Genomic DNA, 19,148 nt, shown 5'->3' with positions numbered 1-19,148 from the left:
TGTTGGCGGAGCACTTTTTATTTGCGTAATAATGTCAGTGTCGTGCTATTATAAACTTACACGAGGAAATGTTTCCATTCTGGTCTGTTGCTTTGGCAATAAAACATCCTTCCTGAAGATTGGAAGTGTTTATCCTGTAATCTCCTTGTGATACGGAGAGTTTCTTGTTGAATACTTCCATTCCGGATAAAGTGAAGATTCTAACATCGACATTGTTGTCTCTATTGCTACTCAGAATGAGAGAATTTGCAATATATTTCAGTTCTATATTGCGGTTGGTTACCTCGTTGTCGGGACTTGTTATTCCATTGGTTTCACCACCGTCTGTTTTAACGAGATAACTCGTGTATATGTTGCTTTTCTCTATTGTCGGTATGTTCATGACATAAACATTCTGACTGCCGTCTGGATAACGTCCGACGGTTTCATCTCCATTATGTGCCGGATATTTTAATGAATTTTGCCACGTCTTGTCTTTTGATGTTATTATGAGTTCTCCTCCGTCTGCACTTATCTTAAATGGTGCGTGAAGTTTGGTCTTATTGTTTTCTTTGTCACACCATATGACAATATGGCCGTGGGCTGGTATGATTGTAGAAACCTGCGTATCGCCTTTTGATATCTGGTATAATAAAGGATTGTTGATATCATTGCTCAGATACATTCCTTCAATATCAATATCCTCGTCAGTTGTATTGTAAAGTTCCATCCAGTCGTCGCGTTCGAAATAGTCGTTCACATATATGCTGTTCGAACCGCTTATCTCATTTATCATTACAGGGGTGATGCCTTCATTCTTCTTGTCTTCGTCAGTCAGAGCTTCAAAACATGCTTTTATATTCATATTTTCATCTTTCGGAAGATCCATGATGTTGCTTGTGGTATAGAAATCATCATTGTCTTTTTGAGAAGAATATATGAGTTCGGCATCCCATACAATGTCCGAAGAGTTCGGATTGTTGTTGTGTACCTCAACGGCAATTATGTTTTCGCCTTGTCTGAACAGCGCTGCGTCCAGATGCATGCTGCCTGTATCAGGATTGGAGTTTGCCGTATTTGCGTAGGTATTATATGAAATTTCACCGTCGGGAAGATTATAGCGTCCGCCTTCTTTACCATTGACGTATACAACAAATCCGTCGTCTGCAGTGAAATTCATTACAACAGATTCCGCATTGGCATTATTTATTGTGATATTTTTTCTGAAATAATATGTCGGCCGTTTGTTGTTTGCATCCGTACCATATGAAAGAGTTGTGCTTATGAAATCCTTGCCATAACCCAATGGAGCTTTTCCAGTATTCCAGGAAGCGTCGTTATATGTGGAGGTGTACCAGTCTGTCTGGTGCAGAGAGCCATCTGTGAAATATTTCCATTCGCTTCCTTTTGAGAATATTGTTTCTTCAGATATGGAATATTTCTTCCATCCGGCAAATCTATATCCGGCGGGAGCGACAGCCTTGAGTTTGACCGGGGCAAACAGTTTACCGTTGAAAGAGGAATATGGTATCTCCATATTGTTTATGAAAATGCCGGCACCGTAAGTATCTGAAGATATGCATACATTTTGTGGCTGTGTGTCGGACAGTCTCAGACGTTCATAGTCCACCATATCCTTTGCCATATCTTCCATTCGTCCTTTCAGTTTTGTTCTGATTTCATTGAGCGATCCGTCAGGACTGCCTCCTTCTTCATTCATTGTGGGACGCACTTTATCGCCGAGTTCTTTCAGTATGTTTTCAGCTCTGTCATAGTCGAAAACACTTCCTCCTACAACACAGAAGGCATCGATAAAACGTCTTCTGAAGTCTTCGTTCTCAAGCATATTGAAAAAGAATGTACAGAACTTTATTTCTCCGTAACGTCTTAAACCTTCATCATAAATGTAGTCATACCAGTGCCATTGCATTCCGTCGAGCCACCGGAATGTGTTTCGGTAAATCGGGTTACCGTTCTCGTCGGTATCTCTCTCGTCAGTTCCGAATGCAGCATCAAGATCGAACACGACAAATCTGTACTTCCCTCCATCTTTCTTTCTGTATGCCTTCACGTTGTTGTCCGGCCAGTCCCATGAACCAAGATATAATGATGCTGCCATATAATTGATGTATTCGTCAATGTCAAGCAGTTTTTTTATTTCGTCATACGATTTCTGATTTGTAGATGTTTTAGACAACTCATAAAGTGCTTCAAGTGCGTCTTTTGTACCCCACATCATGTAAGCTCCCGAATCGGGACTTTGTTCGTAAACGTCCAGTTCGTCTTTACTGTATCCGAAGTTTGCATAGGCAAAATCCTTATTGTTTGGTTCACGGACATTTATCAATCCCTTATATTCACCGTTTATGAAATGTACAGCGGGCTGGTAGGACACAAGGTCAAGGTTTATTCCGGAGCGTTGCATAATGGTCTGTAGCGCGGCGTCCTTGATTTTGGAGCCACTGTCATTACCTCCGTTTCTCACTTGTAGAGTTTTGTTTTTTATGTATGGTTTTGCTGTGAAGAACGGATAGTCCATGGCATTGAGTCCTTCGTAAACACGGTCGGCTTTCAGTTTGAAGGATTTCACAGCGTTCGCCCTTGTCCAGCCGCCAGATATAGAGAATGCCACATCTTGATTTACAGCCATAGAATTGTCTTCAGGCATGATATACTGGAAGTTCACGGGTCTGTCCCAGTCCATATTCCAGTTGGCAGGCGTGTCCATTCCGTTACCTGTCCGTCCGTTGTTGCCTTTCACATAGACACCAATCATGTCATCGTAAAGATATTCATTTTTTGTAGATACGGCAATCACCGGCAGGGTGAACTTCCGTGTGGTGTTGATGTATGTGCGTGTTGTAACAGGACTTGGCAATATTCCGTCTTGGAACAGTCTGAATCTGTAAGATGTTGTCTGGCTGATGGTGAACGAACCCGTTGTACTTGTCATTCCATTGTCGAGGGTGGGGGTGCTACCGTCTGTTGTATAACGTAGAATGGTGCCTGTCGGTATATCAACGGAAATGTTCATCGTCCCGGAGAATAATTTTCCGTCCGGTATTACTACTGGAGCATCAAGTTGTTTTGTTGAGAAAACAGACGTGTTGTTTGAGTCTCCATGTGTTGGAGTGCCCGTCCATCCCCAACGATTGGCACCATCCGTGGTTCTTGCCCAGGAGAGTCTGCTTCTTGATTCGGGATATTCTTGTCTTGTTATGATATTGCCGTTGCTGTCGCTTATGTAAAGTGCTCCTCCTTCACATTCGAGATTAAACGGAGCCTGATTGGTCTTTATGCCGTTGCTTCCAAACCATATCACTTTGTATCCGTTGGCTGGTACAGTGCCTATATTGTCCGGCATTTGCCATTTCTTCAGATTGTTGGCATCATCGCTTAGAAAACATCCGCCAAGCCACAGCTCCTTGTCTGTGGTATTGTATAGTTCGACCCATCCGTCAAAATTGTAAGCAGGACTCATGTACATGTCTACGTTGGCTGACATTATTTCGTTGACCAATAGTGAACCGCTGCCAGCTTCGTTTATGTCTATTTCCTGTTCCAATTTGAAGTTGTCAAAAACCAACCAGTTGTCGTCAATGCTTTCGTCGTTGTATAGACCTATAATGATATTTCCGTCTGTGACATCAAACTCCAGCTCGTTTCTATATGCTCCTTTGTTGAAAGCGGTCTCCGCAGCTTCCATACTATTCGGATAATATACCCCGTCTACATAGTAGCATGTGTATTGAGGATTGTCTGTGAAATAGAACGAATACTGACTTGTGACAGGCTTTTCCTTGTCGTTGGCAAACATGAATCCTCTTATGTTCTCTCTGCCATCTTTGTATTCTTTATAAGCATCGTTATGGTTTTTTGTGCGGTATAATGCCTGTACACTGAATCTGTAATGTCCGTTCGGTACATTCTTAATTACTTTCTGCAGGTCTATACGGCCGCTCCACATCTCCATACATCCAGCGCGTGCACTTATAGAGCGTGCAGTGCCGCTTACTTCCCATTCGTTGTAGTTAGCCACCGTGAACGACGGATTTGAGATGTACTTCTCTGTCACGTCCACCCATTTCTTTGCAGCATCAGCATTAATGCCAAGGCCAAATATAATTATGGCCGTCAGTAGTTGTTTGATGTTGTTTGAATGCATGTCAGGTTAATGATTATTATATAATGTATATGTTTTTGCAAATATATGAAAAAAATCCTACAAACGGCATGTTTTGTGCTGTTTGTAGGATAATATTCGGCAAATGCCATTATAATTGTCTTTATTATTATTCGTCCGAGAGGTCGGATACCATTTTTCGGTACATACTGAACACTCTCGTACGAGAGATAAATCCTATAAGATGGTTATTCATATCAACAACCGGCAGATAACTGGCATTTTCTTTTTCAAAAGCCCTCATGACACTTTCCATTGGATCGTTGAGAAGCAGTTTTGCGGCAACATGTGTCATCATCTGCTTTACAGTGAACCTGTTATATAATTCTGTGCGGAACATGATATGCCGTATCTTGGTGATGTCTATCTCTCCGAGCAGTATACCGGCATTGTCAAGTACGGGTATGAAACTGGTGTTACTTTTGCTTATTACGTTGATAAGCTGTCCTAGTGTCATATCCTCATTTACTGATACATATTCTTTTTCAATCACGCTGTCCAGGCTCATAAGTGTAAGTGCTGCCTTATCTGTATGATGCGTTATGAGTTTTCCTTCCTTTGCGAGTCGCATGGCATATATACTGTGTGGTTCGAATATGCTTATCGTCATGACAGAACAGATGCTGACGATAATCAGCGGCATGAAAAGATTATAGCCGTTTGTTATCTCGGCTATGAGGAATATACCTGTAAGCGGTGCATGCATAACGCCAGCCATAACGCCAGCCATGCCTAGGAGCGTGAAGTTTTTTTCTGGTATATGTACGCCAATATGATTGATGTTCCAAAGTCTGGCAAAAAGGAATCCGCTGAACCCACCGATAAAGAGTGAAGGTGCAAAAGTTCCACCGCATCCTCCTGCTCCGTTTGTTGCAGATGTGGCGACCACTTTTGTCAGTATGACAAGTGCAATGTATAATATAAGCAGATCGCCGTGCCCGTAGAACAGTGAATTGTTGAGCAGTTTTTCCCAGTCGGCGCTTGTTTCGCCGTTAAGAAGGATGTTGACTGCGTTGTTGCCTTCGCCGTAGAGTACAGGGAATATGAAGATAAGCGAACTAAGCATCACACCACCTGTGAGCAGACGTATATATGGCTTATCCTTCATGCGATGGAACATGTTTTCACACATTCCCATGGCACGTATGAAGTACAGACTTACCAGACCGCATGCAACACCGAGCAGTATACATGCCGGAACACGCTCGATGATCCATCCGTCATCGAGGTGGAATGTGAAAAGCGAGTCGCTGCCTACGAATATGTATGTGAAGCATGTGGCGGTGACACATGAGATGAGTATGGGTAGCAGCGAGGCCATGCTTAAATCGACCATAAGTACTTCCAGAGTGAAGACAAGACCGGCAATTGGAGCCTTGAATATTCCGGCAATGGCCGCAGCGGCGCCGCATCCCACAAGCAGCATGAGTGTTTTGTTGTCCATTCTGAACAGTTGTCCAAGATTGGAACCTATGGCTGAACCTGTGAGCACGATTGGTGCTTCAGCTCCTACGGAACCTCCAAAACCAATGGTTACGGCGGAGGCTATTACGGATGACCAACAGTTGTGGGCTTTAAGGTGTGAACGTTTGGTGGAGATGGCATAAAGAATGCGGGTGATACCGTGTGAGATGTTGTCTTTCACTACGTATCTTACAAAAAGCATTGTGAAGAAAATACCGATAACGGGGAATAGAAGATAAAGCCAGTTGTAGGAATCGAATGTGAATTTTGATGTCAACAACCATTGGATCTCTTTGATGATGGAGTGTAAGACGAAAGCCGCCACAGATGCGAAGAAGCCTATGAGGAAGGCCATTATCAGCGTCATCTGCCGTTCGGATACGTGATTGCGCCAGTTGTGTAGTATTGGGGTGACGATTCTTAGTACGTGTGCTTTGGTTGCTTTCATCTTTAGTGTTCGCTATTTCTTTTATTCTCTGTAGTCCGTCGTGGCTGTATTGTCACGGTCTGATTATAGAAACGACACCTTCGTTGGTCAGTTTAATAATGCTGCTCGGTGTGTGTGGCTTGTGTTCCTGACGGCGTGTCCAGCACACATAGTCTACAGCATCGATCAGTTCCTGTGACAGGTCGCAGTAGTTTTGAGCGGCTGGTTCGCCGCTGATGTTGGCGCTTGTACTCACTATTGGTTTCTGGAAACGGTAGCAGAGCATTTTTGAAAACGGCTCTCTTGTAATGCGCATGGCTATGCTTCCGTCTTCAGCGATGAGGTTAGGGGCAAGATTTACAGCTTGGTCGAATATTATAGTTGTGGGTTTTGTTGCAAGTTCCATCAGATCCCATGCCACGTTCGGTACGTTTCTCACATAGCGCTGAAGGCGTACGTCTGAATCGACGAGGCATATCAGTGCTTTAGAGTCGTTACGTCTTTTTATTTCATAAACTTTTGCTACGGCTTTTTCATTTGTTGCGTCACATCCTATTCCCCATACAGTGTCTGTGGGATATAGAATAACTCCGCCATTACGCATCACGTCTATGGCGTTTTTTATATCAGCTTCCTGAGTCATTGTTATTGTAATTATGTTTTTATTAAGCAAAAATAATAAAAAATGCAGAATGCAGCAAACGCTTCTAGTTTTCATGATGAATTTTTTGTTAGTGCGTAGTGCAGTTATTACATGTTTATGTGGCATTGACGGTCGTATCTTGCATATTTATTCATGGCAACTTCATATTTCTGCTATATTTTCTTTCCAAAATCTGTATTATTTCGTTTTATTACGTTATTTGAAGTATCTTTGCATACAAGCCTGATGCACTGTCCATTGATTGTTGCCGACCGAAATTGTTTGGTAGCAGGATAGGGAAGGTGTGTTTTTACTGTATAAATTATTTAGATATGAACAAGAAAGATTTGCGTATAGTGTTTATGGGTACACCGGAGTTTGCGGTGGAATCTCTGCGTCGTCTTGTCGAAGGCGGATATAATGTAGTGGCAGTAGTGACACAGCCAGACAAGCCTGTAGGTCGTCATGGTTCCGTGTTGTGTCCGCCTGAGGTCAAGAAATATGCGTTGTCTGTTGGTATTCCTGTACTGCAACCGGTAAAGATGAAAGATCCTGAATTTGTGGAGAGCCTTGCTGCATATAAAGCAGATTTACAAGTGGTTGTGGCCTATCGTATGTTGCCGGAAATAGTATGGGCAATGCCGCGATTTGGTACGTTCAATGTACATGCGTCGCTTCTTCCTCAATACAGAGGAGCTGCACCTATAAACTGGGCTGTGATAAATGGAGAAACTGAAACTGGTGTCACAACGTTCTTTCTTGACCATGAGATTGATACTGGGCGTATAATAATGCAGAAGAGGTTCCCAATCCCGGAAGACGCTGATGTAGAATATGTTTATGACGGACTGATGAGGCTCGGAGCAGAACTATGCCTGGAGACAGTTGATGCAGTGATAGCTACAGATGGAAACGTAGCTTCACAGCCTCAGAATGAAACTGTTGAACTACATTCCGCACCGAAGATATTCAAGGAGACATGTGAGATAAACTGGAGTCTGCCTGCAAAAAATATTTATGATTTTGTGCGTGGACTTAGTCCTTATCCTGGTGCATGGTCAGGATTGGCAGTTGATGGACTGAAACCTTTGACGATGAAAGTGTATAAAACAAGACGGACAGGAAATGTTTGTAATACATCATGTGGTAAGGTTCTCGTTGAACACGGCAGATTGTATGTGGCTGCTGCCGATGAGTGGGTAGAGATAACAGAACTGCAACTGGCTGGCAAGAAGCGCATGGATGCCCGGAGTTTTTTGAATGGATTCAAGTATGTAGAGGGCGGTGATGTAAGGATGGTTAACACGAGTTCGTTGTAATATATAAATATAATGCAGGCAGTCGTTTCTTTGGATTGTTTAAAGGGAATAGCAGAATGGGGGATGCTTTTCTCAATTAAGCTGAGAACTGTTAATAGTATGTTTGGTTGTTCCAGATGATATATGATAATGTCGTATAAAGGAAGCTTTTATATTGTACATACATGTAAATAAACGCATTAGGGGATGATAATAAAGTCATCCCCTAATGCGTTTATATGCTTGATCCTAAAAGTTCCACCAATGTTTCTTTCTTTTGGAATTTTTGTCTGAGAAAGAAGTGTGCTGTCGTTCGGCAATGATATCTTCGTAACTTTTCTTTTCGTGTATCATACGATATATTTCACCCCATCCCGGCAGGCCTCCAATGTTGCGATCGTCGATGAACATGTCGGCTTTGATTTTTCTGGAATAATGGTTGTTATTTTCCATTTTCTCCTCAGGGTAGTCCTTGTTTACAGCATAGAATTCGATACCGCGTTCGCGGCACCATGCTATAGCTTCCTCAAGGTGTCTGCCTTCGCGTACGGTCCACAATATAATTTTGTATCTTTCAGAAATAAGCATGCGGAGTGTTTCTGTGGCAAACGGTCTCTCTTCGCCTATTTCCGGATAACGGTTTTCAACTATTGTTCCGTCAAAATCAACAGCTATTGTCATCTTTTGTTTTTATTGTATTCTTATTTATAGTTTTACGGATGTATCGTTCTTGTCACCATACTGGCTATTGTAGTTTCCATAATAACCGTATTTGTGATATCCGTAATAGTAACCGTACTTCTTCTTCGACATATCAATACCGTTTATGACAATGCATATCTTCGGCAGTTTGTTTTCTTTGTTCAGATCGTTTATTATATTGAAATCGCTCTTCGGGGTGAAGTCGGCTCTGCAGACGTATGCAGTTATGTCAGCAACGCGTCCAATGTGGAGTGTATCAGTAACAAGTCCTACCGGAGCGGTATCTATAATAATGTAATCATAGTTTTTCTTGAGTATGGCAAAGATCTTGTCAAGTGAGTCGCGTGATACAAGCTCTGTCGGGTTTGGAGGAATCGGTCCTGCCATGAGCAGGTCGAGTTTGTTATTTACTCCAGAGCTTACGATCTGTGATTTGACTTCTTCTTCAGTCGGGTTGTTCTTCACGAGCAATGGTGTTATGCCATGGTGATGATCGTTTATGCCGAAGAGATCTGCCAGACGTGGTTTACGTATGTCAAGACCGACAAAAATTACTTTCTTTTCAAGCAATGCGAAACTCATTGCAAGATTGGCAGCGTTGAATGTCTTTCCTTCTCCGGAATTGCTGGAAGTGAACATAATTGTTTTCTTTCCTTCTCCAAGCATAAACTGAAGATTGGTACGCATAGAACGGAATATTTCCACCATTTGGCTGTTCTGGTTTTCGTGTACTACGATGCCTTCCTTTGTCTTCGTACTATCACTTGCAATTGCTACATCGGCAATGATAGGTAGCGATGTTAGCTTTTCAACATCATCATGACCTTCAATCTTATAACGGAACAGTCTGATGAGGAACAGTATGAGGGCTGGGATGGCAAGTGCTAGAACAATTGCAGAAAGCATTATCTCAGACGATTTCGGACTTATTTTGCCGAGAATGATAGGTTCGTCTATGAGTTTACCTTTGTCTGCAGTAGCTGCAAGCGAGATGGAGTTTTCCTCACGCTTCTGGAGAAGTGTAAGGTAAAGACCTGATTTTACATCCTGCTGACGTCCGATCTGTGTGAGTATACGTTCCTGTTCTGGTGTTGCAGAGATCTGGCTTGCGTATTTGCCATACTGCTGTGCTACGCTGTTACGCTGTATTTCCATATTTCTGCGTGCCTGACTCATCGCACGTCGTATGCTGTTGGACAGATCGTCAAGCTGTGCGGTAAGTGGTGTCACAATAGGACTGTTCTCGCTGGCACTGCGCAGAAGGTTGTTGCGCTGAAGTACAATGTCATTGTATTTGTTTATAAGATCCGTGGCCGACTGGTCTGTAAGTCCGACATTGGATGGAAGAGTCTGATATTTGTTCTCCGGCTCATCCATATATTCGCTTATGCTTCTCAAAAGTGCTACTTGAGTATTGGCTTCAGCGAGACGCTGGCTATATGCATCCTGATTTTGTACTGCCTGTTGAGCATTTATGCTAAGCTCAACCATATTGTTGCGCTTCTTGTATGCCTCAAGTGAACCTTCAGTGTCACCGAGTTCTGCATTTATTTTTTCAAGACGTCCATTGATGAATTCCTCGGTACGTATTGCAATCTCGTTTTTGTCTTCATTAGACTGACGGTTGTAGCAAATGACAAGCTGTCTCAGGTAGTCTGTGGCTCTGAGTGGAAGCTCATCGTTTAGACTAAGCTGTGTGATCGTTGTCGTTTTCGAGATTTGTGATACAGACAGTGCTCCGATGTATTTGTATGCTGCAGCTTCTGGCGACATTATCTGTACCTTCAGTGTTGTTCCGTCAGCCATAGGTGTCATGCTGTTGGATGTGAATGTTATGATTCCACTGCGTGTATTGATACTTGTTGGAAGTTGGCTGAAGCTTTTTTCGATATTATATTGTTTGTTTTTTGAAGGATCTGTTTGCGATATGTAATAATATGATCCTGTTACATTGTAGTTGCTTCCTTCGCGTGTGATTTCCAGTGAAATAGGTGCCTTAAGCCTTTCAAGACTTCCAGGATCTATGTCAACATTGATTGGTTGAGTCTTGTACATTGGACTGTCTTTTACCTTACCAACTTTCTGATAAGAGACATACAGTTTCAACTCTCTTACAACTTGTTGGGCAACAGATCTTGATTTCAAAATTTCAATTTCATTGTCAATTCCCATGGAGTTTGTAAGTGTACCGAGATTTGCCGTAGACATTATTGAGTTACGGCTGCTTCGGCCGTTGTTGTCATTATCCATTATAAGGAATTTGGCATAAGCCTGATACTTGGGAGTTGTGTATCTGAGATAAATGGCTGCAGCTGCAACACATATTATCAGAGACAGGACAAACCATTTCCAGTTTAATATGAAAATTGTATATAATGTTTTAAAATCGAAAGAAGATTTTTCTTCTTGTTCTTGTTCTTGTAGGACATTATATGATCCTAAGTTTTTGTTTTCTTCCATTTTTTATGCTGTAGTATTTTTAGTCTTTAATTAAATTCAGCAGATATTGTCCGTATGAGTTTTTGGCCATTGGCTGTGCTGTTGTATAAAGTGATTCTTTGGTTATCCAACCTTTTTTGAAAGCGATTTCCTCCAGACATGCAATTTTCAGTCCTTGACGTTTCTCTATTACTTCAATAAAGGTACTGGCTTCTGACAGACTGTCATGTGTTCCTGTGTCAAGCCATGCAAAACCTCTTTGTAATGTCTGTACCATCAGGCGGTCCTGTCTCAGGAACTCCTGATTGACAGTTGTTATTTCAAGCTCACCACGTTCACTTGGCTTAATGTTTTTGGCAATGTTTACTACATCATTTGGATAAAAATAAAGTCCAACTACAGCATAATTGCTTTTAGGGCGTTTGGGCTTTTCTTCTATGCTGAGACATTTTCCGTCTTTGTCAAATTCTGCAACACCATATCTTTCAGGATCGTTTACATAATATCCAAAGACAGTGGCTTTGTTGTTCATCTCTGCATCATGTACACTGTTGTGTAACAGAGTTGTAAATCCGGCACCGTGGAATATGTTGTCACCAAGGACAAGACATACACTATCTTTACCAACAAATTTGTCTCCAATAATGAAAGCTTGTGCCAGACCACCAGGATAAGGTTGCTCAGCATATTCAAAGTGTACTCCGATTTCACTGCCATCTCCAAGCAGTCGTTTGAATAAAGGCAAATCGGTTGGTGTTGATATGATAAGAATATCCCTTATATCTGCCAACATAAGGACTGATATGGGGTAATAAATCATCGGTTTGTCAAAAATCGGGATTAATTGTTTACTTATTCCCTTTGTGATAGGATAAAGCCTTGTGCCGGAACCGCCGGCAAGAATAATTCCTTTCATAATATGAGTACAAAATTAGTTGCGTTTGCTATTTTTCCATAAAACAGATATTTCATAATAATTGCATACGGTTTCTGCTTTGTTGGATAATCCATTTGTTATCCGTTCTTGTATTATGATGAATATACTTATAAGTCTGCTGCAAAGTTACAAATAAAAGTCGATAAAACCACAGTGATATGATGAAAATATTCGTGCTGTTATGTAATTTGTATTGGTGTGTTTTATAATGAAATATTTGCGTTTTTAAAGATATTATTGTAATTTTGCGAAATTATAAGTTTTATATATTGTATATTTCGTGTTATTAACGGTAATAAAATATTGATATGAGTTTTCTATCTAAATTTATAAAGAAAAAAAACGATAATGCCAATACCGGAGGCATGGAAGATTATATGAATCTGATCCGGGTTTATTTTCAGGCATCAATTGCTGCAAATGTTGGTATAACAAACCTGGCAATGTTGCCTGACCTGCGCGTATTTAAGTCAACCTTGCATGTGCCTACCGTGAACAATAAGTTGGGTGTGGGCGAGAAGAAACATTGCATGAAAATGCTTATGGATCTTTATGGTATTGATGATGAATTTTTTAAGGAGATAGATGCGAGCATAAAGAAGAACTGTCGCAAAATACAGGACGTTCAGCCTTATCTTATTCAATTCCAGGGCTTTTCGCAGGATTTGATGATGCTGATGGGAAATCTGATGAAGTTTAAACTTCGTCTTCCTTCATTCATGAGAAAAGTACTTTATACCATGACGGAAAAGACGGTCTCGGACATCTTCAATAAAAATGACTATAAAGATGCCGGAGTTATAAAAACCGTTATGTCTATCAGACAATACGACAAACGCTTGGGTTTCTCTCAAAAGTGGATAACTGATTTTGTATATCAGGTTGTTATGCTTGCCAAAAAAGAACCGAAGGCAAACGATGATGAAAAAAAGAAATGATATGCCTTGATTTTATTGATCGTATATGCGATTGTCATTAAAATAAATCTTTTAAAAGTTTTATAAATGTCAAAATAAATAAACGATCGGTAAATTTGGTTTTATCAATTTATTCTGTTAATTTTGTCACCAAAATAGTTATTTATGAACGCTGATGAGAAAACGATAGCGCTCTTTACGACTCGTGTAAGACAACTTATCCTGGAGTACAATAAAATAAAGGAGGAAAATGGTAAGTTGCGTGCGATCTTGGAAAAAACGGAGGGGCAGTTGGCTCAGGCGAGAAATGATTATGAAAGCCTTAAAATGGCAAGAATGGTTGAAATAACCAATGGCGATTTGGAGTCGGCGCAAAAAAAATTGTTAAAGCTTATTCGCGATGTGAATAAATGTATCACATTGGTGAGTGAAAAGTAAACATAGCGCGATGGCAGAAGATAATAAAGAGAAATTACATATAAGGTTGCATGTCTATGATACGGAGATGCCGGTAATGGTTCCAAAAGAAGAGGAACCATTATATAGAGACGCTGCAGTTCTTATAACAAATACGGTAAATGCGTACGCATCAGTCTTTAAAGGCCATAAAAGTGATAAGGAATTGCTTTATATGGCTCTTATTGATATTGCTTTGAGATATGAGAAAGAGGCTGTACGTAATGATACCGTTCCATATAGTGATATTCTCAAAAAGTTGACTTCAGAGATAGAAGAGGTTATAGACGGCCAGGTATAAGATCAGAGAATATTACTAAAAATAAATATAAAACAAAATATATGACTGGTATAAGTATAATAATTACAGCTGTTGTGGCTCTTATTATAGGTGGAGTTGCAGGCTATGCGGTTTTCCGATATGTTATAAAAGGCAAATATAATGAAATGATAGATGCGGCCAACAAAGAGGCTGATGTTATCAAAGAAAAGAAATTGCTTGAAGTAAAGGAAAAGTTTCTGAACAAAAAATCGGAACTGGAAAAGGAAGTTCAAGTACGTAATCAGAAAATACAGCAGAGCGAAAATCGTTTGAAACAGCGTGAGATTTCTCTCAATCAGCGTCAGGAAGAATTGGGACGTCGTAAGCAGGAGATGGAACAGATGCAGTTGCGTCTTGACAATGAGAGCAAACTTCTTGGTATAAAGCAGGAAGAATTGGAAAAGATGCAAATTAAAGAAAGAGAGAAGCTGGAAGAATTGTCCGGACTTAGTGCTGAAGAAGCAAAGAACCGATTGGTTGAAAGTCTTAAGGATGAGGCCAGAATGGACGCGGCAAGCTATGTTAATGAGATAATGGATGAGGCTAAGCTGAATGCGAATACTCAGGCCAAGAAAATAGTGATACAGACAATTCAGCGCGTTGCCACTGAAACAGCGATAGAAAATTCTGTAAGCGTTTTCCATATAGACAATGATGAAGTAAAAGGCCGTATAATCGGACGTGAGGGAAGAAATATACGTGCGCTTGAGGCTGCTACCGGCGTTGAAATAGTTGTCGACGATACTCCCGAGGCTATCGTAATTTCCGCGTTCGATCCGGTAAGACGAGAAGTATGTCGCCTTGCTTTGCACCAGCTTGTGGCTGACGGTCGTATCCATCCGGCACGTATAGAGGAAGTTGTTGCCAAGGTTAAGAAACAGTTGGATAACGAAATAATCGAGACAGGAAAACGTACTGCAATAGATTTGGGTATTCATGGCTTGCATCCGGAGCTTATAAGAATTGTAGGTAAGATGAAATACAGATCTTCTTATGGACAGAATCTGCTGCAGCATGCACGCGAAACTGCTAATCTGTGTGCAGTAATGGCATCAGAATTAGGTCTTAATCCGAAGAAGGCAAAGCGTGCCGGTCTTTTGCATGATATAGGAAAGGTTCCTGATGAGGAAAGTGAATTGCCACACGCTTTGTATGGTGCAAAGATTGCAGAGAAATATAAGGAAAAACCGGATATCTGCAATGCAATTGGAGCCCATCACGACGAAATGGAAATGAATACTCTCCTTGCTCCGATAGTTCAGGTGTGTGATGCTATTTCTGGTGCGCGCCCAGGAGCACGTAGAGAGATCGTAGAGGCTTATATAAAGCGTCTTAACGATCTTGAGGCAATAGCAATGAGTTATCCTGGAGTAACAAAAACTTATGCTATACAGGCAGGACGTGAATTGCGTGTTATTGTCGGAGCAGATAAGATGAGTGATAAGGAAACAGAAGGCTTGTCTGCAGAGATTGCAAATAAGATTCAGAGCGAAATGACTTATCCGGGTCAGGTGAAGATTACGGTAATACGTGAGACCCGCTCTGTAGCTTATGCAAAATAATCAGAAACAGTAGATATTAGTAATATAAGTTAGAATGGGGTATGTCTAAAACAGACATACCCCATTCTCTTTTATTCTGTATATTTTTGATTATTCATCTTTACACATTAATTCTTTGTTTTAAAGCAATGTGGGTTCGACTTAAAAATGATAATCGCTATTCATCAGCTTTTAAGAGATCTGTATAAATGCAGTGGGGATTGGTTTTATTCATGAACCATCACGGAATAAAAGAAACATTATGGTCAAAGCGGGGGCAGTGAATGGTGACAGATTATCTGCCCGTACAACAATATAATCACGTTACCGCGACCTAAAATCCTCATTGCAAGAAGAACACATGTTTCCCGTGCTTTTGCTCATGTCTCATATAGGTGTTTTTTTAAGAAAACTCAAGCGACGTACTTACAGATTTTCTTGACTTTTTTTTGACAAAATAAAATCGTAAAAGAGATGTTAGGAAATGTTAAATTCTATATTTCCAAAGCCAATTCTGCCCTGACGGCCTTGCCGTATATCCTGTTGTGTGGGCAGACCGGTTGGTTCGACGTTCCGATTATGCCTGTTTCAGCCTCTGTTTATGCCCGTATCAGGGTGTGATATTGCGCATATCAGGACATGAAACGGGGCATATCACATGCTGAAACGGTACGTTTCGTACGATGAAAAAATTGTTCTTAGATGTAATTTGTTGGTGTACAGCCGTTTGCATAAAACTCTCATTTCTCAAGAATTTGTGCCTGACGGAAAGTCTGCGCGCAAATACGCGCTTGTTTTTTGGGGTAGAACAGAAAACTCAGACGGAAAAAGCGCAGGATACTGAAAATCTGTAACAGTCCCCTTTGGCTTCTATTTCAGCTGTAGGCAACAACGCTGGTAAGGAATTGATGCCGTTGTTTTTTATTACTGTCAATATTCCAAATTAATTTCTATTGAGCCTTTTTAAGCCGTTACTGTTTTTAGCCTGCTGCGAAACAGCTTTTCTGGAGTTGTGAAACAGGCTCTCTGATGGTGTAAGACGGGCTGTTCTGAGGCTCCATTCTGACTGTTTTAGGACTCTGTCAGGACTGTCTTGTAATACAATATTGACTTTCTGGCAGCACTCTGGAATTTATCAGGCAAAATGTCTGTTCCTAACACACACTAATATAAAATATGGCATGTGAAGAAGTGATATGATATTATTCTTATACCGTGGACTGTAATGCCGATTGCATTTTTACTGCATATTTCATATTGTATTGTCAGAATTCGACGGTGAAACCTATCGTTGGAAGCAATGTGCCACTTTCCTGTTTGATATATTTCATTTTGTAGCGTTGCTCTGAAGCCGGGGCCTCAGGATTCTCTATCACTCCGGTGCTCATCAGTACGTCAGGTTGGCGTAGTATACTCTTTGTGACATTCTGCAGATCGAGGTATATACCAAGTCGCCAGCCTTTAAAATAATAGTTCTTATCTACTCGTACGTCAAGCTGTGCAAATGCATCAAGCCGACCCTCGTTATATCGTGTATAGTCGTAATACGGGCGTCCTTGTACGTCCCATGCTTCGACAAGCGAAGATTTTACCTCGTCGTATGGTGTATACGGACTGCCGCCTATGGCACTCAATTTTGCTCCAATGCTCCAGTTGCGTGGAAGTTCGTATGTACCACTCACGTTTGCAATGAACCGATTGTCCCATGCGGATGCTATGTATTCCGCATTATTGCCACTACGATATTCGCTGCGGAAAAACGTGAGTGATGCGACAGAGGTCAGTTTACCGGCAATCTGCCATCGCATGGATGCTTCCATACCATATGCGCGGCCGTCGGCATCGGGTGTAAGAAGTTCGTTTCCCACAACCCCGTAATCGTTGCCTTTGCATGCTAAAGGTATTCCGTCTATGACAGAAAGAGGTACGCGTGAATAGCGTTTGTAGAATCCCTCTAATGAAACAACTATCTGGTCGTTTACATTCCATTCCGTACCGAGATTTACATTCACGACGCGCATATATTTCAGTGACTTATTGGCATAAGTTCCATTAGCGTCTGTATATCCCAATGCCGTGTATGCAGGCAGTTGATGGTACAATCCGGCAGCCGCATTGATTGCCAGTTTGGGTATGATTCTGTATGACAATGATAGTGTGGGGGAGATGTTTTCCCAAAAACGTGTCATTTCCGAGGAATAACTGCATCCGTCTAGTCTCATACCTAAATTGGCTGTCAGTCGTTCGTCTGGTGTCACGTATCTGGCAGAAGCAAATGCGCCCCATCCCCAAATTCCAAGTTCGGTGTTTTGTTTTAATATCGTCTGTCCGCTGTTTATATAAAGTCTCTGGAATGTCTTGTCATCATATTTAGCATAATATGTCTCAATTCCTTCAATCAGTGTCCAGCGTTCTCCAAATGTACGGTTATCTGCACGTAATGATACTTTCTGCTCATGCGAGCTCAGGTCAAGCGTCAGATTATCCGTATTGGAATCGTCGTTGTTTTTGTACTTCAGGTTCTGATTGGCCAGATAGTTATAGCCAATGCTTACCGTCTGTACATTTTTCCCTGCATAATGTTTGTAAGACGCGCCGAGGGTGAATGTCTGCTGCTCTATACGGGGCAGATAGCTGAGTATATATTCTGCGTCCTCACCTTTCTCGTCAGTATTCAGTTTCATGCGGTCTATCCCCGTCAGTCCAAGAAAAACAATTTCGTCTTTATCTGTTATGCGGGTTTTTATTTTAAATTGTCCGTCAATGTAGTTTGGTAGAAATGGAAGCCCAAGCACCTTGAACAATAGTTGCAGGTATGATTGTCGTATTGAGAACAGATAAGTTGTGCGCTCTCCGAAATGCCCGGCACCGCTCAGTGACACTTCTGAGGCACCAAGTGTAGCCTTGAAACTGTTGTCGTCCGTATTGCCGTCGCGCAGGCGTATATCCATGACCGAACTTAGTGCTCCACCCATATTGGCGGGAAAAGCGCCTGTGTAGAACTGTACTTCACGAATAAGGTCGGCATTTAGTATGCTGACAGGGCCTCCTGACGCTCCTTGTGTGGCAAAATGATTGATGTTGGGAATCTCTATTCCGTCAAGATAAAAACGGTTTTCTGATGGTGAGCCTCCACGTACGATGAGATCGTTGCGGTATCCAATGGGTGAAAATGAAACGCCTGGATATGAGCGGACAATTCTGGATATGTCGCGGTTTCCTCCGGGACTTTTCTCTATCTCGCCCAGGCCAATTATCTGAAGACTTACCGGACTGCTCTTTAGGCGGCGGAATGGTGTGGTTTTTATGGTTACTTCAGCCAGTTTGGATGTGTTTTCCTCCAGTTCAAGTTCCACAGGTGGAAGTTTCGCTGATACAATATATTCAGGTGAAAGAAGATTTTTATATCCGATGCAGGTCACAGATAGCTGACATATTCCTGGAGTCACGTCTTCTATGACAAATACACCGGTGCTGTCTGTTGATGCATTCTTGTCCGGCTGGCCATATATCATGACATTTGCATTGGCTACAGGGAGACGTGAGAATTTGTCAACCACACGTCCACGAACAGGATAGTTCTCCGAATAAGTATTTATAGAAATGAATGTAAATAATAACAGCAATAATTGAGATATTCGAAAATGCATAACAAACATACTATATTTAAATACAAATAATCATAACAGATTGTCTTACTCTCAATAAATATTCAAGGTATTTCAATTGGTCAAAATACGTGAACATATAAATTATTAACAAAAATAATATTTTTTGATTAATGAAGCCTCTTTTTTTATCTTTATTAACTATACTGCGGATATGGTGATGAGTCGTGAT

General features: G+C 41.3%; 12 protein-coding genes. 5 read left to right on the top strand and 7 right to left on the bottom strand.

Going from position 1 to position 19,148, the window contains the following annotated elements; translation table 11 throughout:
- Positions 1-34: 34 nt before the first annotated feature.
- The 3 genes from WKT13_RS07475 to WKT13_RS07465 all read right to left on the bottom strand — a co-directional run bounded on the left by WKT13_RS07475 (position 35) and on the right by WKT13_RS07465 (position 6,696).
- Positions 35-4,144 carry a CotH kinase family protein gene (locus WKT13_RS07475; protein WP_340323423.1) on the bottom strand — a complete coding sequence of 1,370 codons (4,110 nt, stop codon included), beginning with the start codon at positions 4,142-4,144 and terminating at the stop codon, positions 35-37.
- Positions 4,145-4,271: 127 nt separating this feature from the next.
- The gene (locus tag WKT13_RS07470; RefSeq protein ID WP_340323507.1) at positions 4,272-5,993 is read right to left on the bottom strand and encodes a chloride channel protein; all 1,722 of its coding nucleotides are present in this window, start codon (positions 5,991-5,993) and stop codon (positions 4,272-4,274) included.
- A gap of 133 nt (positions 5,994-6,126) precedes the next feature.
- Entirely contained in the window at positions 6,127-6,696 is a 570-nt protein-coding gene (locus WKT13_RS07465; RefSeq protein WP_298618400.1) for an L-threonylcarbamoyladenylate synthase, read from the bottom strand.
- Between the two features lie 332 nt (positions 6,697-7,028).
- On the opposite strand from WKT13_RS07465, the gene fmt reads away from it, so the two are divergent.
- Positions 7,029-8,015: a methionyl-tRNA formyltransferase gene (gene fmt, locus WKT13_RS07460; protein ID WP_340323422.1), complete on the top strand. Its 987-nt coding sequence runs from the start codon at positions 7,029-7,031 to the stop codon at positions 8,013-8,015.
- Between the two features lie 228 nt (positions 8,016-8,243).
- Here the strand turns inward: fmt and WKT13_RS07455 are convergent, their stop codons facing one another.
- Genes WKT13_RS07455 through rfbA form a run of 3 tightly spaced genes read right to left on the bottom strand, consistent with a single transcriptional unit; the run spans position 8,244 to position 12,051 of the window.
- Positions 8,244-8,675, bottom strand: coding sequence for a BT0820 family HAD-type phosphatase (locus WKT13_RS07455; protein WP_298618402.1), 432 nt, complete (start codon positions 8,673-8,675; stop codon positions 8,244-8,246).
- 24 nt (positions 8,676-8,699) lie between these two features.
- Positions 8,700-11,156: a GumC family protein gene (locus tag WKT13_RS07450; protein ID WP_340323421.1), complete on the bottom strand. Its 2,457-nt coding sequence runs from the start codon at positions 11,154-11,156 to the stop codon at positions 8,700-8,702.
- A 19-nt stretch (positions 11,157-11,175) separates the two neighbouring features.
- Positions 11,176-12,051 (bottom strand): glucose-1-phosphate thymidylyltransferase RfbA, encoded by an 876-nt coding sequence (gene rfbA / locus WKT13_RS07445; RefSeq protein ID WP_340323420.1) that lies wholly within the window; start codon positions 12,049-12,051, stop codon positions 11,176-11,178.
- 329 nt (positions 12,052-12,380) lie between these two features.
- Between rfbA and WKT13_RS07440 the strand changes: the two genes are divergently transcribed.
- The 4 genes from WKT13_RS07440 (at position 12,381) to rny (ending at position 15,329) form a co-directional block, all read left to right on the top strand.
- Positions 12,381-13,010: a hypothetical protein gene (locus tag WKT13_RS07440; RefSeq protein ID WP_340323419.1), complete on the top strand. Its 630-nt coding sequence runs from the start codon at positions 12,381-12,383 to the stop codon at positions 13,008-13,010.
- Between the two features lie 144 nt (positions 13,011-13,154).
- Complete coding sequence (locus WKT13_RS07435) at positions 13,155-13,427, top strand: hypothetical protein (RefSeq protein WP_340323418.1); 273 nt, start codon at positions 13,155-13,157, stop codon at positions 13,425-13,427.
- Between the two features lie 10 nt (positions 13,428-13,437).
- Positions 13,438-13,746 carry a cell division protein ZapA gene (locus WKT13_RS07430; RefSeq protein ID WP_298618407.1) on the top strand — a complete coding sequence of 103 codons (309 nt, stop codon included), beginning with the start codon at positions 13,438-13,440 and terminating at the stop codon, positions 13,744-13,746.
- A gap of 41 nt (positions 13,747-13,787) precedes the next feature.
- Entirely contained in the window at positions 13,788-15,329 is a 1,542-nt protein-coding gene (gene rny, locus WKT13_RS07425) for a ribonuclease Y (protein WP_298618408.1), read from the top strand.
- Positions 15,330-16,573: 1,244 nt separating this feature from the next.
- Here the strand turns inward: rny and WKT13_RS07420 are convergent.
- A complete protein-coding gene (locus WKT13_RS07420) occupies positions 16,574-18,967 on the bottom strand; it encodes a TonB-dependent receptor (protein WP_445323589.1) in 2,394 nt (797 codons plus the stop codon).
- Between the last annotated feature and the right edge of the window lie 181 nt (positions 18,968-19,148).

This window comes from Prevotella sp. HCN-7019, from assembly GCF_037890215.1.
GTDB lineage: Bacteria > Bacteroidota > Bacteroidia > Bacteroidales > Bacteroidaceae > Prevotella.
Note: the sequence above shows the minus strand (reverse complement) of the source record. Positions and strands in the feature narration are given on the sequence as shown.